The organism is Micromonospora sicca (genome assembly GCF_003172935.1).
GTDB classification, from domain to species: Bacteria; Actinomycetota; Actinomycetes; order Mycobacteriales; family Micromonosporaceae; genus Micromonospora; species Micromonospora sicca.
Genome location: NZ_QGKS01000202.1, coordinates 11,429 through 34,695 on the forward strand (window position 1 = coordinate 11,429; position 23,267 = coordinate 34,695).

Annotated in this window: 16 protein-coding genes and 2 pseudogenes; 5 read left to right on the plus strand and 13 right to left on the minus strand. The window is 68.5% G+C overall.

Annotated features, from left to right (window positions below):
- Positions 1 to 433: 433 nt before the first annotated feature.
- The 4 genes from DKT69_RS13180 to DKT69_RS13195 are packed head-to-tail and all read right to left on the minus strand — an operon-like array spanning position 434 to position 4,777.
- On the minus strand, positions 434 to 1,642 hold the full coding sequence (locus DKT69_RS13180) for an ABC transporter ATP-binding protein (RefSeq protein WP_109801861.1): 1,209 nt from the start codon (positions 1,640 to 1,642) through the stop codon (positions 434 to 436).
- 9 nt (positions 1,643 to 1,651) lie between these two features.
- Entirely contained in the window at positions 1,652 to 2,488 is an 837-nt protein-coding gene (locus tag DKT69_RS13185; protein WP_109801862.1) for a carbohydrate ABC transporter permease, read from the minus strand.
- A gap of 1 nt (position 2,489) precedes the next feature.
- Positions 2,490 to 3,491, minus strand: a complete 1,002-nt coding sequence (locus DKT69_RS13190) for a carbohydrate ABC transporter permease (protein WP_109801863.1) — start codon at positions 3,489 to 3,491, stop codon at positions 2,490 to 2,492.
- On the minus strand, positions 3,488 to 4,777 hold the full coding sequence (locus DKT69_RS13195; RefSeq protein WP_109801864.1) for an ABC transporter substrate-binding protein: 1,290 nt from the start codon (positions 4,775 to 4,777) through the stop codon (positions 3,488 to 3,490). Before DKT69_RS13195 ends, DKT69_RS13190 begins: the two co-directional genes overlap by 4 nt.
- 235 nt (positions 4,778 to 5,012) lie before the next feature.
- Here DKT69_RS13195 and DKT69_RS13200 point away from each other — a divergent pair, with 235 nt between their 5' ends.
- The 4 genes from DKT69_RS13200 (at position 5,013) to DKT69_RS13215 (ending at position 6,895) form a co-directional block, all read left to right on the plus strand.
- Positions 5,013 to 5,591, plus strand: coding sequence for a DsbA family protein (locus tag DKT69_RS13200; protein WP_109801865.1), 579 nt, complete (start codon positions 5,013 to 5,015; stop codon positions 5,589 to 5,591).
- Between the two features lie 34 nt (positions 5,592 to 5,625).
- Positions 5,626 to 5,955, plus strand: coding sequence for a VOC family protein (locus DKT69_RS13205; RefSeq protein ID WP_109801866.1), 330 nt, complete (start codon positions 5,626 to 5,628; stop codon positions 5,953 to 5,955).
- Positions 5,956 to 6,140: 185 nt separating this feature from the next.
- Positions 6,141 to 6,572: a RusA family crossover junction endodeoxyribonuclease gene (locus tag DKT69_RS13210; protein WP_109801867.1), complete on the plus strand. Its 432-nt coding sequence runs from the start codon at positions 6,141 to 6,143 to the stop codon at positions 6,570 to 6,572.
- Between the two features lie 47 nt (positions 6,573 to 6,619).
- Positions 6,620 to 6,895 (plus strand): hypothetical protein, encoded by a 276-nt coding sequence (locus DKT69_RS13215; protein WP_109801868.1) that lies wholly within the window; start codon positions 6,620 to 6,622, stop codon positions 6,893 to 6,895.
- A 459-nt stretch (positions 6,896 to 7,354) separates the two neighbouring features.
- Here the strand turns inward: DKT69_RS13215 and DKT69_RS13220 are convergent, their stop codons facing one another.
- The 9 genes and pseudogenes from DKT69_RS13220 to DKT69_RS13255 form a co-directional block, all read right to left on the minus strand.
- Positions 7,355 to 7,777 (minus strand): AMIN-like domain-containing (lipo)protein, encoded by a 423-nt coding sequence (locus DKT69_RS13220; protein ID WP_109801869.1) that lies wholly within the window; start codon positions 7,775 to 7,777, stop codon positions 7,355 to 7,357.
- The gene (locus DKT69_RS38280; protein ID WP_109801870.1) at positions 7,753 to 7,989 is read right to left on the minus strand and encodes a hypothetical protein; all 237 of its coding nucleotides are present in this window, start codon (positions 7,987 to 7,989) and stop codon (positions 7,753 to 7,755) included. The genes DKT69_RS13220 and DKT69_RS38280 overlap by 25 nt, the downstream gene beginning before the upstream one ends.
- 70 nt (positions 7,990 to 8,059) lie before the next feature.
- Positions 8,060 to 9,901 (minus strand): AfsR/SARP family transcriptional regulator, encoded by a 1,842-nt coding sequence (locus DKT69_RS13230; protein ID WP_109801871.1) that lies wholly within the window; start codon positions 9,899 to 9,901, stop codon positions 8,060 to 8,062.
- Between the two features lie 625 nt (positions 9,902 to 10,526).
- Positions 10,527 to 10,853 (minus strand): hypothetical protein, encoded by a 327-nt coding sequence (locus DKT69_RS37750; RefSeq protein WP_146231068.1) that lies wholly within the window; start codon positions 10,851 to 10,853, stop codon positions 10,527 to 10,529.
- 14 nt (positions 10,854 to 10,867) lie between these two features.
- Positions 10,868 to 11,254 (minus strand): annotated as a pseudogene (locus tag DKT69_RS13235) (transposase family protein); the annotation flags it as partial.
- 158 nt (positions 11,255 to 11,412) lie between these two features.
- The gene (locus DKT69_RS13240) at positions 11,413 to 12,003 is read right to left on the minus strand and encodes a T6SS immunity protein Tdi1 domain-containing protein (RefSeq protein ID WP_146231069.1); all 591 of its coding nucleotides are present in this window, start codon (positions 12,001 to 12,003) and stop codon (positions 11,413 to 11,415) included.
- A 126-nt stretch (positions 12,004 to 12,129) separates the two neighbouring features.
- The gene (locus DKT69_RS13245) at positions 12,130 to 12,489 is read right to left on the minus strand and encodes a hypothetical protein (RefSeq protein WP_109801873.1); all 360 of its coding nucleotides are present in this window, start codon (positions 12,487 to 12,489) and stop codon (positions 12,130 to 12,132) included.
- Positions 12,490 to 12,642: 153 nt separating this feature from the next.
- Positions 12,643 to 13,086 carry an SMI1/KNR4 family protein gene (locus DKT69_RS13250; protein WP_201749651.1) on the minus strand — a complete coding sequence of 148 codons (444 nt, stop codon included), beginning with the start codon at positions 13,084 to 13,086 and terminating at the stop codon, positions 12,643 to 12,645.
- Positions 13,087 to 13,149: 63 nt separating this feature from the next.
- Complete coding sequence (locus DKT69_RS13255) at positions 13,150 to 22,182, minus strand: golvesin C-terminal-like domain-containing protein (protein ID WP_161557827.1); 9,033 nt, start codon at positions 22,180 to 22,182, stop codon at positions 13,150 to 13,152.
- A 415-nt stretch (positions 22,183 to 22,597) separates the two neighbouring features.
- Here DKT69_RS13255 and DKT69_RS13260 point away from each other — a divergent pair.
- Positions 22,598 to 23,143: pseudogene (locus DKT69_RS13260) on the plus strand (IS630 family transposase); the annotation flags it as partial.
- Between the last annotated feature and the right edge of the window lie 124 nt (positions 23,144 to 23,267).

The following is a 23,267-nucleotide window of genomic DNA, read 5'->3' on the forward strand; positions in this document are numbered from 1 at the left end:
CGCGCCCCACAGCCGTATGGCCCCAGGCTCACCCTCGTGAGGGACAATGGGTATGGGTAAGACGATGCCGTTCGCGGCTGATGACAAAAGTTCGCCGGCGCCCCAACCCTCGGGAGGCGCACCTCAAGTTCGGTGAGCGGTGCTGGCTGTTCGGACGGCTATCAGCCCGGCGCCTTCAACTGCTACGCGCGCAGCGCTGGACATCGAGTGGCCACCTTGGTGACGTTGTCGGTCGGCGCCATCGACTCGCAGCGTGCCGGGGTCCAGATCAGCAAGATCGGATCTGACTTGTACCCGATCTGGTCCGTGACCTTGTAGCAGCGTTACCGCTGCTCAGCGGTGTTACTGGTGGAGCTGAGGGGATTCGAATCCCTGACCCCTCAATGCGAACGGGGGCCGGCGGCTGCTGTCGCCGGCCCCCGTTCGTGTCCGGTCAGTCGGCGAGCGCGCCGGCCGCCCGGCCCTCGTGCAGGGTCAGGTTCCGGCCGGTGGACGGGTCGAACAGGTGGATCTTGTCCAGGTTGAACCAGACCCGCCGGTTCTCGCCCTCCCGGACCGCCGACTCGGCGGAGAGCCGGGTGACCAGGCTGGACCCGGCTCCCGCGAAGTCCGCCGCGCCCGCGTCGGCGGCCAACTCCTCCAGCTCGGCGGCGGTGGCCCGCTCCCCCTCGACGGTGAAGTAGACGTACTTGTCCGAGCCCATCGACTCGACGATGTCCACCGGCGCGTCGAACTCCATGCCCCGGCGGCGGGTCTCTTCGTCGATCAGCTCGGCGTCCTCGAAGTGCTCGGGGCGGATGCCGAGGATCAGCTCGCGCGGGGCGTCCGCGCCCTCGATCTGCCGGCGCAGCCGGTCCCCGATCGCCACGTCGCCGAGCGCCGTGCGCAGCCGCCCCTCGGAGACGGCGGCGTGCAGGAAGTTCATCGACGGCGAGCCGATGAAGCCGGCGACGAAGAGGTTGCGCGGGTGGTCGTACAACTCCTGCGGCGGGCCGACCTGCTGCACCGCGCCGCCCCGCATGATGACCACCCGGTCGCCGAGGGTCATCGCCTCGGTCTGGTCGTGGGTGACGTAGACGGTGGTGGTGCCGAGCTGCTTCTGCAGGCGGGACACCACCGTGCGCATCTGCACCCGCAGCTTGGCGTCCAGGTTGGACAGAGGCTCGTCCATCAGGAACGCCTTCGGCTGACGGACGATCGCCCGGCCCATCGCCACCCGCTGCCGCTGTCCGCCGGAGAGGTTGGCCGGCTTGCGGTCCAACAGCGGGGTCAGCTCCAGGACCTTCGCCGCCTCGTCGACCTTGGCGTCGATGGTGGCCCGGTCCAGCTTCGCCAGCCGCAGCGGGAAGGCCATGTTCTCCCGCACAGTCATGTTCGGGTAGAGCGCGTACGACTGGAAGACCATGGCGATGTCCCGGTCCCGGGGCGCCTTGTCGTTGACCCGCTGCCCCGCGATCCGCAGCTCGCCGGAGCTGATGTCCTCCAGCCCCGCGATCATGTTGAGGGTGGTGGACTTCCCGCAACCCGACGGGCCGACCAGGATCACGAACTCGCCGTCGGCGATCTCCAGGTCGACGTCCTGCACCGCGACGGTCCCGTCCGGGAACTTCTTGCTCACCTTGTCCAGCACGATGTCGGCCATGACTACCACCTATCCCTTGACTGCGCCGGAGGTCAGACCGGAGACGATGCGGCGCTGGAAGAAGAGCACGAACAGGATGATCGGAATGGTGATCACCACGGCGGCCGCGCAGATCGCCCCGATGGGGTCCTCGAACTGCGACTCGCCGGTGAAGAACGACAGCGCCACCGGCACCGTGCGGGACCGCTCGGTGGAGGTCAGCGAGATCGCGAACAGGAAGTCGTTCCAGCAGAAGATGAAGACCAGGATCGCCGTGGTGAACAACCCGGGCGCGGCCAGCGGGGCAATGACCCGCCGGAACGCCTGGCCCTGCGTGGCGCCGTCCATCTTCGCCGCCTTCTCCAGATCCCACGGGATCTGCTTGAAGAACGCCGACAGCGTGTAGATCGCCAGCGGCAAGGCGAAGGTGATGTACGGCAGGATCAGCCCCGGCCAGGTGTCGAAGAGGCCGAGCTGCCGCTCGATCTCGAACAGCGGCGACACCAGCGACACCTGCGGGAACATCGCGATCAGCAGGGAGACCCCGACCAGCAGCTTCTTGCCGGGGAAGTCCAGCCGCGAGATCGCGTACGCGGCCATCGCGCCGAGCACCACCGCGATCAGCGTGGCGATCAGCGCGATGCCGATCGAGTTGGCCAGGGCCCGGACGAACTGGTCGGTGTCGAAGATCGTCCGGTAGTTGTCCAGCGTCCACTCCCGCGGCCAGAACTTCCCGTCGGTTAGGGTGGCCGGGGTCTTGAACGACAGCGAGGCGATCCAGAGCACCGGGATCAGCGCGAACACGACGACGATCACGTCCAGCAGACCCCAGCGCAGCTTCGCCCGCGTGGTGGTTTCGGTGGCCATGTCAGCGCCTCTCCCCGTCGTCGCTGCCGGGGGCAGCGGTACCGAACAGCTTCACGAAGACGAAGGCGATGATCGCCACCGCGATGAAGATCAGCACCGACATCGTCGAGCCGATGCCGAGGTTCAGCCCCCGGATCAGGTTGTTGTAGGCGAGCATCGACACGGACGAGGTCTCGTTGCCGCCCGCGGTGAGCACGAAGATGTTGTCGAAAACCCGGAACGCGTCCAGCGTGCGGAACAGCAGGGCGACCAGGATCGCCGGCTTCATCACCGGCAGCATCACCTTGGTGAACCGCTGCCAGGAGGTCGCGCCGTCGGTGGAGGCCGCCTTGAGCAGGTCCTCGGGGACCAGGGCCAGGCCGGCCATCAGCAGCAGCGCCATGAACGGCGTGGTCTTCCAGATCTCCGCCAGCATGATGATCGCCAGCGAGCTGGCCCGCTCGGTCAGCGGCGCGCTGCCGTCGAAGACGTTCGCCAGGTAACCGGTGCCGGGCGTCCAGGCGTACCGCCAGGAGAAGGCCGCGACGACCGTGACGATGCCGTACGGGATCAGCGCCGCGGTGCGGACGATGCCCCGGCCGACCAGCGTGCGGTGCATGATCAGCGCGAGTCCCATGCCGAGCACCAGCTCGATCGCGACGGTGACCACGGTGATCAGCGCGGTGACCCCGAACGCGGTCCACCAGAACTGGTTGGTCAGCACGGTGACGTAGTTGTCCAGCCCGATGAACTCGCGCTGGTCGGGGAAGCGCAGGTCGAAGCGCTGGAGCGACAGCCAGACCGAGTAGAGGATCGGGTACGCGGTGACCAGCACCATGACCAGCGCGGCCGGCGCGCAGAGCAGCCAGCCGAGCCGGCGCTCGGCCCGCTTGTTCTCGCTCAGCGGCGCCTTCGCCCGGCGGCCGGCCCGCTGGGCGGGCACCGCCGCGTGCCGGCCGGTGGACCGGGTGGCGGTCTCGTCGGCCGCGACGTCCGCACCGGTCGGGGTGGCGTTGATGCTCACGGGAGGACCCCCTTCGACTCGAGGGCGTCGGCGATGGCGTCGCGCAGCTCGTTCGCGGTCTGCTCGGGCCGGATGCCCGACGGCGGCGACAGGATCGCCGACATGACCGTGGAGATGCTCTGGTAGGCGGGGGTCAGCGGGCGGACCGCCGGCTCCTTCAGCTCTTCCAGGATGGTGTCCTTCATCGGGTACGCCTTGTCCATCTCCGGGTCGTCGTAGACCTGCTCGATGGTCGGCGGCACGCCGTCGTTGACCGCCGAGAACTTCTGGTTCTTCGCGTTGCGGATGCAGCTGGCCGCCTCGAAGGACTCCGCCGGATGCTTGGAGTAGGCGCTGACGGCCATGTTGACGCCGCCGATGGTGACCTTGCTCGGGGTGTTCGGGTCGATCCCCGGCACCCGGGCCCACTTCACCTGCTTCGCCAGCTCCGGGTTGGCCTCCTGCATGGCCGGATAGACGAAGGGCCAGTTGACCTGGAAGGCGCCCGCGCCGGACTGGAACTCCAGCCGGACCGGGTCCTCGGTGGCGTTGGTGAAGGACGGCGACGTCACGCCCGACGTGGCGAACTTCTTTAGCTGGTCGAGCGCCTTCACGGTGCCGTCGTCCATCACGGCCTGCTTGCCGTCGTCGCTGAGGATCTTCCCGCCGGCGCTCTCGGCCAGGGTGTTGTAGAGGACGACCAGACCCTCGTACTGGGCGCCCATGGTGAGCACCTGGTACGGCTTGCCCTGCTGCTTCAGCTCCTGGGCCGCGGAGATCATCTCGTCCCAGGTCTTCGGCGGCTGCGGCACCAGGTCGGTGCGGTACCAGAGGAGCTGGACGTTGGTGTTCTTCGGCGCGGCGTAGAGCCTGCCCTCGTAGCGAGCGGTGTCCAGCGGCCCGGCGAGGGTGCCCTGCTCCACCTCCGCCTTGGCCTGGCCGGTCCACTCGCGGATCCAGTGCGCGCTGGCGAACTCCTGGGTCCAGGTGACGTCGAGGCCGAGCACGTCCATCCCGGGATCCTGCGCGGCCAGCCGGCGCACCAGCTGCACCCGCTGGTCGTCGGCCTGCCGCGGCAGCACCCGGTAGACGATCTGGTAGCGCCCCTGGGCCTGCGCGTTGCAGTCGTCGACGACCTTCTGCAGGTTCTGTTCCGGCGGGTAGTACAGGTTGATCGTCGGCGTACCACCGTCACCGCCGGACCCGCAGGCCGCCAGCGGCGCCACCAACGTCAGCGCGGCGGCTGCGGCCGCCGCGCGGAATCGTGGCCGCCGCCGGTCCGCGGCCTCGTCGGGGTCTGTCGTCATCGCCCTCCCCCTTTCTTCGGCGAGAGCCGGGGGAGGTGCCCGTGCCCCGGCGCACGGCGAGACGGTCCGGGCGTGCGGCGGCGGCAAATCCGTCCGGCCCCGGACGTTTCGTGCGCCAACAGTGCCCGACCGGCCACGCTGCGAAACCTCAGCGTCATGAGACGGGAATGACAGGGGCTGGGGTGGGCCGGATCACCACCGTGCGCGCCCGCCGGACGGCCCTTACGCTCGGCGGATGGACGCCACCTTCTTCTTCGATCCGGCCTGCCCGTGGACCTGGCGCACCTCCCGCTGGCTGGTCGCCGTGGCCGAGGCGCGCGGGCTGCGCGTCGAGTGGCGGGCGTTCAGCCTGGCCATCCTCAACGAGGGCCGGATCGCCCCGGAGTACGCCGACGCGCTGGCCGCCTCCGGCCGGGCGTTGCGGCTGGTGGAGGCGCTGCGCGCCGAGGGCCGCCACGACGACGCCGGCCGCTTCTACGCCGAGCTGGGCGCCCGCATCCACGACGCCGGCAACCCGCCGTCGGACGAGATCGTGGACGCGGCCGTCGAGGCGGCCGGCCTGGCCGCGGCCGCGCCGGCCCTCGACGACGAGCGGTGGGACCGGGCGGTACGCGAGTCGCACGACCTGTCGTACGCCTCGGTGGGCCCGGACGTCGGCTCGCCGGTGCTGATGGTCCCGGGCGCGGAGCGGGGCATCCACGGGCCGATCCTCACCGAGGTGCCCGGCACCGCCGACGCCCTGACCGTCTGGGACTCGCTGCTGCCGCTGATGCGGCTGCCGGCCTTCCACGAGATCAAGCGCGCCCGCCACTGACCGTCGTTCCGCCCACCGGCTGGTCTTCGAGCTGGTGGTGGACAGCGCCGACCCGGCCGCGCAGGCGGCGTGGTGGGCGGGAGTGGTCGGCGGTCAGGTCGGCGGCGGCGGCGAGGGGTCCGCCTGGGTGACGGGTGCCACGGGTTTCCCGTGGCAGTCGTGGATCTTCGACCCGGCGCCGGAGCGCAAGCGGGTGAAGAACCGGGTGCACTGGGACGTCGACCTGACCGACCCGGACCCCGGCGCGCTGATCGCCGCCGGCGCCGTGCTGCTGCGCGAGCCCGACGACCGGGTCGGCTGGTGGGTGCTGGCCGATCCGGAGGGCAACGAGTTCTGCGCCTTCCCGCCGCGTCCCACTCAGTGAACGGCGAGGCTACCCAGCGTGCGCCCGGTGCACTAGCGTTTCGGTAGCTCCGCAGCCAGCGCGTCGCCGTCGAAGTCGATACGCCTCCGGCCGACCCCCGACCCGTCCGATCGGTTGGTAATCGCGGGAACCCCCCTCTGCCGCGTCACCGGTTGGGCAGGATCGTCCCCAACGAGGAGGTTGTCGTGCAGGACACCCGCGCTCTCGCCCTGACGTTCGAGGTGAGCGGCCTGCCCCCGGTCAAGACCGAGGCTCTGTCCATCTTCGCCGCCGGGCATCGGCAGGCGACGCGGGTCCGCGCCCTGCTCGAGGCGGCCTGCGCGGCCGCCCAGCGCACCGGCTGGACCCCGCTCACCGGGCCGATCGAGGTGGACGTCACCCTGCGCTGCCCGCCCGGGCACCGCACCTCCGACGCCAGCACGCTGCTGGGCGGGGTCTGCGCGGTGCTGCAGGACAAGAAGCGGGTGTCCAACATCGGGCTGGCCCACCTCGGCGTCCTGGTCGACGTCGCCCTCTACGACGACGACCGGCAGATCCGCCAGCTGTCGTACCTCGAGGAGCCGGCCGAGGACTTCTCGTATCAGGTCCGGGTGGCCGCCGTACCCACCGTGGTTTGACCGACGTCCGCGGTGGGGTACCGCGGACGCCGACGAAGGGAGCGCCGATGTCGGAGCCACATGTCACGCTCGACCCGAGGGGGCTCGACGCAGTGCAACAGAAGCTGCGCGGCCCGCTGGAGGATCAGCTGACCTCGGCCCTGCAGGCGGCCACCGAACGGGTCCGGTCCAGCTACGCGGGCGAGCCGGTCGAGGAGGTCTGCCGCCGGCTGCTCGACGAGACACGCGCCGGCCTGCACCCGGACATCGCCGCCGGCTTCAACCCCGACATGGACGAGTTCTGCCGGGTGGCCGTCGCGATCGTCCGGGGCGGGGCGTCCTGAGGCACGCGTGACCCGACCGCGCCGGCCACCGGGTCGGCGCGGTCGGTACGCGTCTCACCCTTCCGAGCATCTCAACCGGGGCGCACGTCCACGGAGACGACGTGGGTGCCGTCCGGCCGGGTGGACTCCCCAAGCCGCACCGGCAGGGAACTGCCGGCGGGCGGCTGGAGGCCGAAGCTGAGGTACCGTTGCGAGCAGTGCGCTTTGGTGAGCACACCAATTCGCAGTCCGCCGTCACCAGCGGACGCTCCTCGTCTTACCCGCTGACGCGGTGCGAGGTTGACGCTTCGACGACCACAGCCAGGACAGGTCCTGGTCTTACACGGTCTCCACGTCCGTTCGATCCCGAAGGATCTGGTTCCCGAGGCACTCCCGGTACCGACCAATCTGGCGTGTTTAGCCTGCCGCCGCAGGGCCTCGCGCGCCGGATAGGTTTGATTATCACCTGCCCGACGGCAGTCACTCTAACACTGAAGCGCGCTCAAGAGCATCAGCGCCCACTCCGCTGGCAACAGATGTCAACCCCTCGAAGTCGCCGGCCGGGGCCCAGCCGCGCAGCGTGGGGTAGCCGATGGCCCGGGCCGCGGTTGTCACCGTGCTCCGGCCGCTGCTGTCGTGCCCCTGGGCCGGGTGGAAGCGGAGCGCGAGGAACGCGGTGCCGGGCAGGTCGACCGGCGTGCCGCTGCCGTCGGACTCCACCCGGTCGACGTAGCCGACCTGGTAGCCGGGGGTGGGGCCGCGGAAGGCGAAGGTGATCCGGCTGAACCCCTCGGCCGGATGGTCACCGACCTGGATGCCCACCAGGACCGGCAGCGGCTCCCCCGGCGCCGGGGTGACCGGCACCCGGACGTCGTGCGTCACCTGGGCCGGCGCGTCGGGCACGGCCAGCCGTAGGTCACCCGCCAGTCGCCGACGGTCTGGCTCGGCGCGACATCGGTCGAAGGCGGGGCGGTGGCCGACGCGGTTACGGCGGTGGACGCGCCGGGCGTGGACGCCGTCGAGGGTGGGGACGCCGCGCCGTCGTGGTCGGTCGCGCAGGCCACCGCGAGCAGCACGACCAGGCTGGCGAGCAGTGGTACGCGCTGAGGTCTCATGACTCAGTCTGACGCCGGGCCGGGCGCCCTGGACAGAGCCGTTCGTCCACGCTCGGCGGGTCACCGAGGGTCAGGCGGCCACGGGGTCGACCCGCCAGCCGGGCAACGGGTGCGTCGGGGCGGACGGCACGGCCGCCAGCTCGGCCGCGTACTCGCGGACCAGCGCCGGCAGGCGGTAGCCGCCGGGCCCCTCGCACTGGATCAGGTGCGCGTCCGCCAGCTCCTCCAGCGCCCGCCGTACCCGGTGGGCGGAGACGCCGAGCTGTGCGGCGGCCCGGTCCACCCGGGCCGGGGCGTCTGGGGACGCGCCGAGCAGCTCCAGGAGCCGGCCGGCCACCTCGTCGTCGGAGCGGACGGCGGCGACCCCGGTCGCCAGGCTCTCCCGCACCGACAGGTCCTCGTAGGCGAGCAGATCCAACCGGTCCTGACCGTCACCGACCTGGGCGACCAGGGCGGCCACCGACAGGGCGGGGCACCGGGCCAGGCGGGTGCCGGCGATCCGCAGCGCCAGCGCCGAACCGGCGCAGAGCCGGACCAGCTTCGCGGTGGCCGCCGGATCCGCGGCCAGCCGCTCCGGCCCGGCGAAAGCGGCCAACACGTCGCGCCCCTGCGCGGCGCCCAGCGGGCGCAGCGCCACCCGGCGGACGCCGTCGAGGCTGCCGAGGCGCCGCTGACCGACGACGATCAGGGCGGGGCCCGGCCCGGCCGGCAGCAGCGGCCGCACCTGCGCGGCCCGGGTGACCCCGTCCACGACCAGCAGGAACCGTCGGCCGGCGGCCAGCGAGCGGAACCACCCCGCCCGCTCGTCGGTGTTGCCGGGGACGTCCGCCGGGGCGACGCCGAGCGCGCGCAGCACCCGGGCCAGCACCTCACCCGGCGTCACCGAGTTCCGGTAGCCGAGGTCGACGAAGACCTGCCCGTCCGGAAAGCCGCCGGCCACGGCGTGCGCGGCCCGTACCGCGAGGGCAGTCTTGCCGCTGCCGGCCGCCCCGGTGACGACCACGGCGGCCGCCTTCGCGCCGCCCACCGTGTCCACCACGTCGGCGGTCTCCCGGGTACGCCCGACGAAGGTGACCAGGTCCGCCGGCAGCTCCCGGGGCACCGTCCAGCCGACGGCGGGCCGCACCTCGGCAGTGGGTGGTGGCGTCGGCGCGACGACGACGGGGACGTACGACAGCTCCGGCGCCCGATCGAGCATCGCGCGGTGCAGGGTGGCCAGGTCCTCGCCGGGCTCGATGCCGAGCTGCTCGTCCAGGACGGCCCGGGCGTCCCGGTAGACGGTGAGCGCGGCCGGCACGTCGCCGCAGCGATAGAGGGCGAGCATGAGCTGCCCCCAGGCCCGCTCCCGCAGCGGGTGGGCGGCGAGGTGCCCGCGCAACTCGGGCAGCAGATCACCGTGCTGACCGGCGGCCAGCCGCGCCTCGGCCAACTCCTCGAAGACCTGGAGCCGCTGCTCGTCGAGGCTGGCCCAGCGGTTGTCCAGCGCGGTGCCCCGGGGCAGGCCGTCGCCGGAGGCCCCGCGCCACTGTTCCAAGGCGGCGGTGAGCGTGGCGATGGCGCCGGCGGGCTCGGCGGTGGCCAGCAGCGCCCGCCCCTCCCCCGCCAGCCGCTGGAACTCGGCCACGTCCAGTTCGTCCGGCGCCAGCCGCAGCTCGTACGCGTTCGGGCGGGCGACCAACCGGTCGCCGAGGGTGCGCCGCAGCACCGCGACGTGGGACCGCAGGTTCGCCACGGCGGACGCCGGCGGAACGTCGGACCAGACCATCTCGGCCAGTCGGTGCAGCGAGACCGATCGGTTCGCCTCGATCGCGAGACCGGCGAGGACCGCTCGTCGCTTCGCTGCGCCGGGTGTCACGACCTTGCTGTCGACGCGCAGCTCCACAGTGCCCAGAAGCCGAATCCGCAGTTTCATCCCGCCGCTCCCCCGTTGAACCTCGAGCGCGCTCAGGCTAAGCGGGCGCTTGCGGGGACAACAAGGCTGATGACCACCGACAGAAGGTGACGAACATCAATGTCAACGACCGGCGTGTCGGCGTAACGAAATTGTCACCGAGAGCGCTCCCCCGTCATCCGTGACGCTCGGTGAGCGGCGCCGCCGCGAGCCTTTTCGGCGATGCTGGAGCCGTTACCCCGCTTCTCGCAGCTTGAAACGGTGGAAACAGCGATCGGGATCAGTCCACACGGGCACGGCCGGACGGCATAGCGGCCGGACGGGTGCGGGGCGCGCCACTCCGGTCTGTCACGACGTCCGCGCGGCGACCACGATGATCCACCCGACGAGACCCGCCGACCGCGAGTCCGGCGACGGCCAGCCGAACGGCTGACACCGGCGCTTTCCACAAGCGCGGCCTTCCCGACAACTTCTACGCGCCGGGGCGCTCGTCCCATCCGAGCCTGAGGGGGCGGCACCGACCACCGTCGTCCACGGCTCAGTGAGCCATTTTCATGGTGATGGTGTTGGTCATCGACGGTGCGGCGGGGAGGGATCATCTCCCGCTGTCGGTGGGTGTCGCCAGCGCGTCGATGTCGGGTTCGAGTCAGCCGGCCTCGGGAGTCAGGCGGTAGCTGCTGCAGACGTCGAGCAACAGAGCGGCCCTGATTTCGAACGACTCGTCGGTGCCGTCCAATTCCACCTCGACCAGCACCTGGTCGTCAGTACCCGCGAAGTGCATCTCGACGCGGGGCTGCCCGTCCAGCACTAAGGTGAACCAGCGGTCGTTGCCGGCGCCGGAGTCTTCGACTCCGGCGGTGAGCCCGCTCTCGTCGAGCCGGCAGCGCACAAGATCAGCGATCGTCTCGACGAACGGCAGTAGATTGGCGCGCCAGATCCACCCGTGCATCGTGCCGCGCGGCTCGGTCTGCATCCTGTCAGGGTAGATTGATCCGCGAAGGTCATCACTCCGGTGCTGGTCAGCGCGTCGATCAGGCCGTGGGTGCGGGCGGCCGTCGGGTCATGGGTTGAGCCGGGTAGCGCGGATGAGGCGCAGATCAGCCGGCCGGCGGCATCGGCCAGGACCTGCACGTTCACGCCATGGCGCTTGTGCTTACCCGAGTAGTAGGGCCGCTGGTCGGCAACTCGATCGATCGGAATCAGGGTCCCGTCGAGGATCGCATACGCCAGCCTGGCGACCCGGCCCATAGCTTCGGCGAGGTCAGCGCCGTGGGCGGTGAGCAGGTCGACGGCTTCGCGCAGGTACCGCCACACCGTGCGCAGGTGGGCCAAGGCCATCAGCGCCTGCTGCTGCGCGGGCAGACGACGCCAGCGGCCGCCGAGGGATGCTGGCAGGATAGGTCAGCAACGAAGCTCCCGTGCTGGAAAGTGCCTCTTGGTCGACTGCTGTGCTACCAGGAGCTTCGTCCTATCTAGAGCAACGACACGACGCTGCGCATCTGCTCAGCCGCCTTGATCACGATGAAAGGGGTTCACTGCTCCACATCGTCGGCCACGATGATCCTCTGGATGGTGGTACCTGCCGGCATGTGGCGAGTGCCCGTGCGAAGCTGGACGCGCAACTCCCAGTACACGTCGTAGGGCACGACCTCGAGGTTGTGCACCTCGTCGTCTCCCCCGAGGAAGAGCGGAACCTTGTAGCCGACGCACTGGTCGAAGGCGAGCCTGTCGAAGCCCGGGTTCGCCGATCGCCACTCGTCGAAGAATCCGGCGGCGAGCCCGGTCGGGTCCGCCACGAGAACCTCGTCGTCGAACGGTGTCAGCTCGACTTCACTTTCGAGAAGCTCACCCGCGCCCGGCTCCACGAGGACGACAAGTCCCTCTCCGTCGCCGCCTTCGAGGTCGACAGCAAGGTTCCGGCCGAGCCAGTCGAAGCCGAAACAATACATCCGACCGGCGAAGCCGCGAATCAGCCGTGCGCAGAAGTCGTTCGAGGCCGCCGCGGATTCCGGCGTGTGAATTCGATACAGGCCATCGCTGAAAGTGGTGCCGGAAAACCTAGCGAAGGGTTCGGACAGAGTTGGCGGAACCGCAGCGCCAGCACCGTCCGCGACATGGTTCAAGCGACTGTGATCCGATACTGACTCAGAAACTTATCCCACACAGCCGACTCCAAAGGCAGTGGTAGGGGGCTCGGCGGCGTCCGAGGCCTCGGCCTTGAGGGACGAGCCATGACGCCGGAGAAGGGCTTACTGCTCACGCCACATGAACTCGGTCATGAGCCGCGGCACGTCGTGGGCCAGCCGCAGCGCAGCCAGTCCGGTCTCGTGCCGCACCTTTGCGCCGGCCGGGACCCACGCCTCTTGCCCGCACAACAGGATCTCAACAAGATCCGTGTCGGGTGACTCCTCAAGCCAGTACCACGTGCGGTCGTGCAGCAGTGAGACGGTACTGAACTCGTCGTGCACCGAAACGATCATCACATCGTCACCGTCGATGCCGTAGCTGAATATCGGTTCATGGTCCGGGACGTACAGGCTGGGCAACTCATCGATCGTGACGACCCGGGCCGCCGCATACGGCTGATACGTCTCCATTTCATACGCCACCAGCCGATCATAGAACCGCGCTCACGAACGCGCGTGCGCGTATGGACCGGTGCGATCGAGCCGAGGCCGGTTGCACAACCAAGCAGCATCAGCCGCCGACAAGTGAAGGGCCCACCCCTGTTGCCAGGAATGGGCCCCGCACTCAATCAACGGTTACTGGTCATCGTCTTCATCTTCATAGACCTCGCACGAGACCAGGCCATCGATGAACTCCCCGAACGAGTCGGCGACCCGCCGAGGAATCCTGTCTTCGCCGACGTATACGACCGCCGGCTCCCCGTCCGGTCCGGACTCGGAGTAGTCCAGCATGACCGTGTCGGGGCCGGCCATGGGCGTCACACCGAGCACTACCCCGACATTCGGGTAGTCCCATTCGGAGATCAGCTCAGCCGACTGCGCGTCGATACCCTCCTCATATCCGATGCCCATGATGACGTCCAACCCGAAGTGGTCGGCTGCCCAGGACGTCCGGAAGCTCGTCGGATAGCAGGTGTTCTTCAGAACACCGCCGTTCTGCCGATACATCAGCTCCACGTAACTCCGCGGCAGCCGAAATCCGAGAGTTTCCTCGGCCTGCCGCACCATGTCCTCGGTCAACGGTGGTCCGATCCATGGCGACGGACCTTCTTCGAATGGGGAAGTCATCTCAGCGCATAACCTTCAGCAAATTGAGGCGCCACCGGTGTGACCCGTCTTGGCATGGATGGCCATATTGACCAGCTGCATGCGTCCACAGTCTTGGTGATGATGCCACGTCCATGTGCCCTTCCTGTAGGCCTCCGTGATACCCGCGGCCTTGTCCGCGAGCCTGAAGTCCTTCTTGGGATCACCGGTCAGCGTGATGGAGACATCCGGAACGCTCGGATCCTTGTGCGCGGAGAAGTCCGGGAAACCCTGTCCATCGAACGGCACCCCGGTCTTGGGGTGAGTGCCGCCGGCCAGAGAGGCGTTCCTCGGCCCCACCGGCGTACCACCGGTAGCGCACGTGCAACTGGTCTTGTGCCCGCCAACCGTACCTCCGCAGTTGTGAACGAGCAGCGGCGTGTCATTGGCGACCACATAGTAGCTGTGTACCCCGTCGACGGTGAGGTTGTGGACCCGCTCGTGCTTCACCGTGCGCTTGACCGCGGTGACCTGAATCCAGTCACCAGCAGCACTCTGCAGCCACATGCCGGGCCGGAGCTGCCCGGCCTTGGCCCACATGCCGCTGTCGGGGAGCCAGACCAGGTGAGCATCGGTTGAAGTGATGCTCCCGGTCTTCGAGCCGGCCGCGCCGTCCAGGTCGACGGTGAAGGTGATGAAGGTCTTCTTACCCTCGACGCTGCGGACGTTGGTCACCGTCCGGAGCTGGTTCTCCCCCGACTCGACATCCGTGGCCAGAACCCCATCGCCCTCCTTCAGCTGCTCGATGGCCTTGCTCGTGCCATCGGCCATCACGACCTTCGTACCAGGCACGAAGCTGTTCGGCCTCACCAGACATGAATCCTCCGGCGACGAGTTCTGCTTGGGTGCCGTTGGTTCCTCAGCCTTGGGCTTCGGCGTGTTGCTAGGCACCGCCTTTGAGGTGTCGGTGGTCGCCTCGACGCCGTTCTGGACAGCCTTGGCGTTCTCGGCCGCCTTCTCCAGGTCCCGGGCGGTGTCGATGCCGTCAGCGATCTTCTTACCCGTTTTGGCCAGCTTGGCCGCGGCCACCGCGTTCCCCGCCAGCGGGATCGCGGACGCCATGGACAGAGCCGCGTCGACGTAGTTGCCCTCGGCCGCGTACCAGATGCCGTTGGCGACGTCGGCGACCTCACCGATCACCGGCACCATGCCGGCAACGTCCAGGGCGGCGTGGCCGATGTCCGACCACGACATCCCGAACAGGTGCCCGTCCAGCTCCACGAAGCTGATCGGGTTACCGCCGGCGAACGCGTACCGGTTGCCGGTGAACGGGTCCATCGCCAGACCCATGTCCGCCAGGGCGCCGCCGTACGAGTCCCGCGTCAGGAACCGGTTCAGGCCCGGGTCGTAGTTGCGGAAGCCCATGTCGTACGTGCCCGAGGACGCGTCCCACCGGGAGGCGTTGAACCGGAACGCGTTGTACGGCTCCTCGCCCTCCGGCGTCGCACCCGGCTTGTCCACACCGGTGAACTGCGACTCGTCGTCCTTGCCGTACGCCGTGTAGCCGTACGTCGCCCGGGTCTTGCCGTCCTCCTTCGTGATACCGACGACGTCACCGCGCGGCCGGTAGATGAACTGCGAGTACTCCCGGCTGCCGTCGTCCTTGTGCTTGATCTGGGTCAGCTGCTGACCCCACGGCGCGTACTGGTAGGACTTGGTCGCCTTGCCCGCGACCTCCTCCCGCAGCACCTGGTTGTCCATCCCCAGGTAGGTGAAGGCCGTCGTCTTCGAGCCCACCGTCTGCGACACCGTCCGGTCGAACGGGTCGTAGGCGTAGGTCGTCGACTTCGCCGTCGCACCGATGCCCGCGGTGGTCTTCGCCGTGCGGTCGAATCCGTCGTAGTAGTACTTCTGCGCCCGCTGACCACCGATCGACACCGTGTCGAGGCGACCCAGCGGGTCGTAGTTGTACGTCGACGTCACCCCACCGGCGGTGGTGGAGTGGAGCCGGTTTCGGTCGTACTTGCTGGTGCTCGTCGCGCCCTCGACAGTCTGGGCGACCGTGTTGCCGTTGGCGTCGTAGGTGTACGACTCCGTCGAGCTGCTGTCACCGGTCTTGTCGAGCTTGGCGATCCGGTCCTGCGGGTCGTAGCTGAAGACGTACGTGTTGTCGATGTAGTCCGACGAGTTGTCAGCGTTCATCAGCTTGAGCACGTCCCGCGACGGGTGCCCGTTGGCCTGGTACTCCAGCGTGTGCTCCGCGACGGTCGCCCCGCCGGAGGTCTTCTCCAGCTGGTGCTTGGTGGCGCCGTCGAGGTAGTACTCGAAGTCCACGGTGTTGCCGTTGGGCTTCGTCTGCTTGAGCAGCTGCCCGCGAGCGGTGTACGTGAACGTCGAGATCTGCTGGTTGCCCGCCGTCGGCGAGTCGGCGTTGGTCACCTTGGCGACCATGTCCCGCGCGTCGTACTCGATCTTCGACCAGGTGAGGTCGTGAGTCGAGGTGAGCGGGTTGCCGTTCTCGTCGTAGGTCAGCGCCGTGGTGTTCTTCAGCGTCGACCCGGCGTACTCCTTCACCGAGGAGATCTGGCTGAGCTCGTCGTACGCGATGTCGTACCGGTCGATCTTCGCGCCCGGGCTGAGGTCCTTGACCTCGACCATCAGCCCGTTCGGGTTGTACCGGTAGGTGAACTCCTTCTTCTCGTTGTCGACGTCACCGGTGTTGTCCCGCACCAGCTTGACCGCGTCGGCGACCACCTTGCCCGTCGCCTGGTCGGTGACGGTGATCTTCTGGACGCCGTCCTCGACGAAGGAGTAGCTGCCCAGGCTGATCCACGCGCCGGTGTTCTGCGTCTGGTTCACCGTTCTGGTGGCGCTGCCGCCGTCGTAGGTGATGGTGAACTTCGCGTCCGTCGCGGCGCCGCTGACCTGCGGATGCCGGACGAACACCTCGTAGCTGCCGTCCCGCGGGATGTTCAGCTGCCAGTTGAACTGCGCCGACCCGCTGCCCGCCGGCGCGGTGGCCACGTCGTAGCCCCACTGCCCGGTGGCGGCGCCGCTCGTCCAGGTGCCCTGGGCGGCGGTGTTGTTCGAGTCGGTGTTGTCGACCAGGACCACGTCCTTGCCGACCGGCAAGCCGTCCTCCGACCGCCCCTTCTCGTTGCCCGACGGGTAGTAGTCCCAGGTCATCGTCCGGCTGGTCGACCCGCCGGCCGAGGTCAGCGTGTTCTTGATCTGCTGGCCCAGGTCGTTGTAGTCGAAGGAGTTGACGATGTCCCACGGGTCCTTGGACGTCCTGGTCCACCCGTTGTCGTAGTAGGTGTACTCGGTGTCGTTACGGACCGTCTGCCCGTCCGACGGGGGCGCGCTGACCTTCTTGAGGTTGCCGATCTCGTCGTACTCGTAGAAGGTCTTGTCCGGCGTGTTGTAGCGGCTGTCGTCCTTGTCGTAGGACGACCACTCCTCCTTCTTGCGGTTGAGCGCGTCGTAGACGGTCACCACGGCGAAGTCGTCGGCGTCGTCGCTGGTGTTCACACCGCGCGGGGTGATCGCCTTCGTCTGGTTGCCGACCTGGTCGTACTCGTACTTCGTGGTGCGGTAGGTGATGGTGCCGGAGCCGTCCTTGTCGTGCGGCACCTTCGACTCGACCAGCGCGCCGCGGGCGTCGTAGATCGCAAGCGACTCGTTGCCGTCCGCGTCGGTGGACCCGAGGGTCAGGCCGTCCTTGTCGTACCGCGCGGAGGTGAACTTGCCGAGCGCGTCGACGGTCTTCACGACCCGGTGGTTCGAGTCGTACTCGTACTTCGTGGTGAAGTCGTCCGCCGCGCTGGCGGTCTTCTTCGCGTCGTACAGGACCGTGACGTTGCCGACGTTGTCGTACTCCGACGTCACTTTCTGTCCGAGGCCGTTGGTGACCTCGATCGGCTGGTAGATCGCGTCGTACTTGGTGGTCGTGGTGTAGTCGCCGGCCGTGGAGGTCAGGTTGCCCTGGGGCTCCGTGACGGTCAGGACGTTGCCGACCTTGTCGTACGTCGTGGTGGTCTTCCGCTCCGGGTCCGTCGCCTCGTCCGTCGGCGCGAGGGTCTCGACGGCCTGGTCCGCCTTGTCGTAGACGGAGGTCGACACCGCGCCGTTGGCCGCGTACGCCGTGGTGATGTTGTCGTTGAGGTCGTACACCGGGGCCTTGGTGGTGATGTAGCGGTTGTTGGCCGCGTCCATCGGCTCCACCTTGGTGGTCGGCCGGCCGAAGGTGTCGTACGCCTGCGTCACCTTGGCGTTCTTGCCGTTCTTGACCTCGGTGACGTTGCCCCGGTCGTCGTAGGTGAAGTACGACTTGCCGGTGCCGGCGTCCGTGATGGTCGTCGGGTAACCGCTCGCGTGGAAGGGGCCGTATGCCGTGGTGTTGCCGTTGGCGTCCTTGGCGCTGAGCAGCTGGCCCCACTCGTCGTAGGTGTTGGTGCTCGTGTAGTCGCCGGCGGTCGCCGTGGTGTTGCCGAGCGGGTCGGTGACGGTTTCGATGTCACCCTCGGCGGTGTAGCCGAAGGTCCACTTGCGACCTTCCGGGCTGGTCTTGGTGATGACCTCGGCCACGTAGCCGTTGAGCTGCCGCTGGTAGGTCAGCACCGTGCCCGGCCAGCCGTTCTTGACCGCCTCGGCGTTCTTCGTCTCGGTCGGGTAGCCGGTCTTCGGGTCGTACGCCCAGGTGGCGACGGCGCCGTTGGCCTCCTCGAGGCGGATGACGTTGTGGTCGTCGTCCCAGCCGAGCTTGGTGACCTCGTTCTTCGCGTTGGTCGTCTGGTACGAGCGGCCGTAGCCGTCCAGTTGGTACGCGGTGGCGTGGTTCTCCGCGTCCGCGACCGTGGCGTTGATGTTGTTGCCCTGCGGGCCGTCCGGGTCGACGTAGCCGAACTGGGTCAGGTAGCCGAGCCGGTCGGTGTAGGACTTGGTCGTCCAGTGGAACTTCGGGTCGTCGCCGGTCTGCGGGTAGTTGTAGACCAGGCTGCTGGGGTTGCCCCGCGGGTCGGTGACCTTGACCAGCTTGACGTTCTTGTTGCCCTGGGTCATGTCGTAGGCGAACTTGAACGTCTTCGGCGTGCCGTTGGTCGACCCGGCCCCGTCGATCAGCTCACCGAGCAGACCCTTGTCGGTGTAGGTGAAGGTGAGCTTGCGCCCCGAGATGTCGGTGATCTGCGAGACGTGGTCGATGATCTTCGGGTTGGTCAGGTTCGTCGCACCCGACACCCGGTTCCAGGTGGTGTCGTCGATGTAGTCGAACGTCTGACCCTTGGCGTAGTAGTCGATGGTCAGGGTGATCCGGCCGGTCGGGTCGGTGATGTAGCGCAGGAACTTCGTCGGCTTGTTGTTGGACTTGCGCTCCTCGTAGGTGAAGAGCATCTCGTTGCCGTTGTTGTCGACGATGCTCGACAGGAAGCCCTCGCAGTCGTAGAAGAACTGCGTGCGGTCCGGTCGGGTGAGCACCCACGCCTTGCGCTCCTGCGTGTTGGGCTTGCACTCCACGCTGCTGTACTTCTGCAGGTAGAGGTGCACACCCTTGGGGCTCTTCCACTCGTTCGCGGTGGCGTCCCAGGTGAACCAGTGGCTGGTGCCGTCACCGTCGGTCAGGGTGACCTTGGTGGGGTTCGGGTTCGGGTGGAAGTCCAGCGGGGTGCCGAGCCGCATCATCGAGCTGGCCTGCAACGACCAGCCGTACCCGGCCACACTGTCGGTGGTGTCCAGCGAGTTGTAGGACATCCGCACGAACGTCGACAGGCCCCGGGAGGGGTTGTTGATCGCGTTGTACGACCAGACGGTGTTGCCGGAGTACAGGTTGTTCATCATGGTGCCGCCGGCGCCGGTGTTCTTCCCCGCGTACGAGTAGAACTTCTCCAGACCCAGCTGGTCGGAGGTCGGCTCCTCCACCGCCACGTTCTGCGGCAGCGGCTGGATCGCCGGCGTGGTCTCCGACAGCTTCTTGCCGGTCAGCTTGTTCCGCAGATCCCACTGGAGCACGTAGTCGGTGCGCTTGTTGCCCTCCGTCGACGACGGCGGGGTCTTCACCTGCGCCGCCACGTCGACCGTGCCACCGGCCGGGACGCTCTTCGGCAGCGCGGTCTTCAGCTCGTAGGTGGCGTCCGCGCCGTCCGTGACCCCGTCGGCCCGCTTCCAGTCGTACGCCAGCTCCCAGTCGGTCGGATTCCACGCCGCCAGGGTCGGGTTCGACAGCGTCACCGGCACCGTGTACGTCGAGTCCGCGGTGGCCAGCGGCGGCGTCGAGGCCGCGTAGTACGTGGACTCCGCGGTCTGCTCGAGGTAGGTCACCTCCAGCGTCGGCCGCAGCAGCGGCTCCTGGCCCTCCGAGGACAGCAGCATCGCTCGCGCGGTCTGGTTGACCTCGTCGCGCTGCCGCAGCAGCAGACCGTAGTTGCTGGTCGGGGTGGCCACCCAGCCCTTCACCGGGCTGGTGACGTCCCAGGTCTCCCACTCCGGGTCGTTGGTGAACCCGTTGAAACCGGCCTTCCAGGTGGTGTCGTAGTCACCGCCAGGCGTGGTCCACGCCGTGACCCCGTCGGAGGTGTTCCACGTCGCCTTCGTCTCGGTGAAGGCCTTGGTCATCCGGTAGACGTCGACGTACTCGTCGGTGTCCGTGCCCGGGTAGAGACCCGTGTTGTACATTCGCAGCTCGGCGTCGACCACCTGCGCGTTGGCCGGGATGCCCGTGAGGGTGGGGAACTTGAGCAGACCCCGGGTGTCGCCGTAGTACGACGAGTTGTTGCCCGGGCTGACGTACGGGTCACCGTCGTAGACGTCCACGTTCTCCGTCGGACGCGCCGCCGACAGCGTGGTGTCGGTCTGACCGGTGCGGTAGATCCGGGTGATCTGGCCGGCCTTCGGCAGCATCGCCTGCTGCGTCGGACCCGCGAGAACCTGCCCGTCACGGGTCTTCACCGCGACCATGTAGTAGTAGAACTTCCGCGCCATCGGGTCGGTGTTGTCCGCCGCCGTCGGCACCGCCGTGGTGTCCTGGTACGTCCGTGTCCCCGTGGACACCGGAGCGATCAACGTCGCCGACGACGGGGTGAAGTTCTGGTAGATGCTGCGGTGCACCTGGTACTCGACCGCGTCATCGGCGGTGCTCGTCGACGGGTCCACGTACGCCGGCCAGTCGAGGACCGCACCGGTGGAGGTGATGGTGGTCGGCGGGTTCACCGTCACGCCCGGCCGGCCGTAGGTGACCACCAGCTTCGGCAGGTTGAAGTCCCGACGGGCGTTGCTGTAGGCGAACTCGGAGGCCTCGAAGATCGGGCCGCCCCGGCCCTTCTTCGCCTCGTCGACCGCCTTGACCATGAAGCCGTTGTTGGCGTACGTGCCGTTGACCCAGTCCTGGACCACGTTGCGGACCGGGAACGTGCTCCAGACGTTGGAGACCGCCGCCTTCTTGGTCGTCACGCCCCAGCGGGTGAAGCGGACCGCGTCGGCGATCACCGACTTGCCGGAGACGTCGCCGAGGACGACCTTGCCGGTGGTGCCGGCCGCGAACGGGTGCACGCCGAGGGTCTTCCACTCCCCGAGCCCACTGCCGGTCTGGTCGACCGTGTAGGTCTTCGAGCCGCCGTTGAAGTACACCGTGTACGGCGCGTTCGTCGGCCGGTCGGCCTCCGAGACGTAGTGGACCTCGACCTGGTAGTCACCGGCCTCGGTGATCGTCGGCACCCAGGTGTGGGTGTTGCCGGTCGTGGTGTCGTTGTTGTACCGGTAGTCGCCGTTGATGGCCAGCGGCGTCAGGGCGGTGTTCCCGGAGTAGGACCAGGTGCCGCTGGCCGAGGTGCCCGCGTCGCCGTCGTCCTTCGTCACCATGTTGCCGGCCGGCTGGGCGGCGATGTTGGCGTTGGTGTTCGACCAGTTCGCCGTGCTCTCGCTCCACGGCTGGGTGACCCGCCGGGCCTCCATCGCGACGTCGAAGCCCCAGGCGTAGTGGGTCTGGGAGTAGTACATCTGCAGCTGCGCGTCGTCGATCGGCGTGTTCGCCGGGATCGAGCTGACGTCGAACTTGACCAGCGACCGCCAGGACTGCGCGGCGTCCGTGCCGACCTTCAGCTGGTAGGTGTCGTTGTAGTTGGTGGTGGTCGCGCCCGAATAGATCGCCACATCCTGGGCGTCCGTCGGCACCGGCTGGACCTTGATGGTCGGGTCGATCACCACCGGATACACCCGGGCCGGGTCGGCCAGCCAGCCGGCGTCCCCGGTGATCGTGATCGTCGACGTGGCACCGGACTGGGTCACCTTCTGGGTGACCTTGTCGCTCCACACCTTCCCGTGCGGGGAGGCCTTGTCGTCCTTGCTGTCGTACATGAACGGCGCCGGCATCACGAACACCGGCGCGCCGCCGTCCCTGCCGACGAACGCGATCGAGCCGTCCTCCCGCTGCTGCGCGGTCAGCCCGGCGGTGTCCAGGGTGAACGTGTACGACGCCGGACCCCCCGGCGCCCGACGAAGGACGATCTTCTCCTTCAACGCCGTGCTGCTCACGTCGTACACCACGTCCGCGCCGCCCGCCAGGCCCGCGTAGGTCACCGTGGAACCCGACACCTTCGGCGTCGCCGCCTTCGCCGCGCCGGCCAGACCCAGCTCGATGCTCCGGCCGTCGGCCTCGAACCGCACCAGGTCGGCCGTGCTGTCCCCGAACAGGCTGGTGAAGGTGTTCGTGCGGTTGCCCTGCACGTACCCCTTGTCAGAGGTGGGGCGGACGGTGGTGTCGATGGCCTGGAACCGGCCCTTCGCGTCCCGGTAGTGCAGCGGCACCGCCGAGATCTCCGCCTGCGTCCGACCGTCCGACAGCTGATAGACCCGACTGTTCGCCGTCCGCTTACCGGCCAGCTCCCGGACCCGCTTCTGCTCCGGCCACTTCTTCCCCGCCAGCGGCTTCTCGTCGCGGGCCAGGCCCGCGCTGATGACCTCCGGCTTCGCCCGGCCCGACCCGCCGTCGACCAGACCCCGCGCGGCATCGCCGATCCGCGACAGCAAGCCGGGGTGGTCGTCCTTCGCTCCGGCTGCCTGGCCGGTGCGAGCGGGGTCCTGGTCCGGCAGGAGCGTCATCCCGCCCAGCGTGGCCACCATGACCAGCGCCAGGCCCCCGATCAGGGGGCCTCGTGATCGCCTTTTCACCCGTTACCCTCCGGTCCCTTGAAGACACGACGGGTGAAGGCTAGAAACGAGCGATACTCAGCCGGATATCTCTCAGCTACTTCCTAGGTTTGCTCCAAGGAAGCGGTGCAGGGCAGCGGAAACGTCGGCGGTGGCCGGGGTTCAGCCGCGCTCGAGCCACTGCCGGGGGGCGAGCACGATATGCGGCGACGCGGCCGGATCGAGCCAGCGCAGCACTCCGACGAGGTCCTCGTGGGCGAGGCTCACACAGCCGGCGGTGGCGTTGCCACCGGGGTCTGGAGAACTCGTGGAGCAGCGACTAGTGTCGTGCGTCGGAAATTCGCCATCTTAATTGTAGGCTGTGTGGATGGCGGGTCGTGGGCGTCCGAAAGCCGAGTTGATCCTCAGCGAGGATGAGCGGTCGACGTTGCGGCGTTGGGCGCAACGGGCGAAGTCGTCGCAGGCGTTGGCGCTTCGGTGTCGGATTGTGTTGGCGTGCGCCGACGGGCTGTCCAACGTGGAGGTCGCTGACCGGCTGGGGGTGGACCGCACCACGGTCGGTAAGTGGCGGTCGCGGTTTCTCGCTCGACGGTTGGACGGCCTCGTTGACGAGGATCGGCCGGGCCGTCCGCCGTCGGTCACCCTGGACCAGGTCGAGGACGTGGTGGTGGCGTCCCTGGAGCAGACCCCGCGCAACGCCACGCACTGGTCGCGGACGTCAATGGCCGAGCGGACCGGACTGTCGAAGTCCACGATCGGGCGGATCTGGCGCGACTTCGGCCTCAAACCGCACCGGGCGGAGACGTTCAAGCTGTCCACCGATCCGCTGTTCGTGGACAAGGTCGTCGACGTGGTGGGGCTGTACCACAACCCGCCCGAGCGGGCGGTGGTCCTCTGCGTGGACGAGAAAAGCCGTGCGCCACGAGGCGCTGATGTTGCCGTGCAGGAGGAAGTGCCTGCCGCCGGTCATCGCAGTGAACGGTAGAAGCTGAGGGCAGGCTGATCCCCGGGTTGGGGGTGAGGCCGGGAGCAGCCCT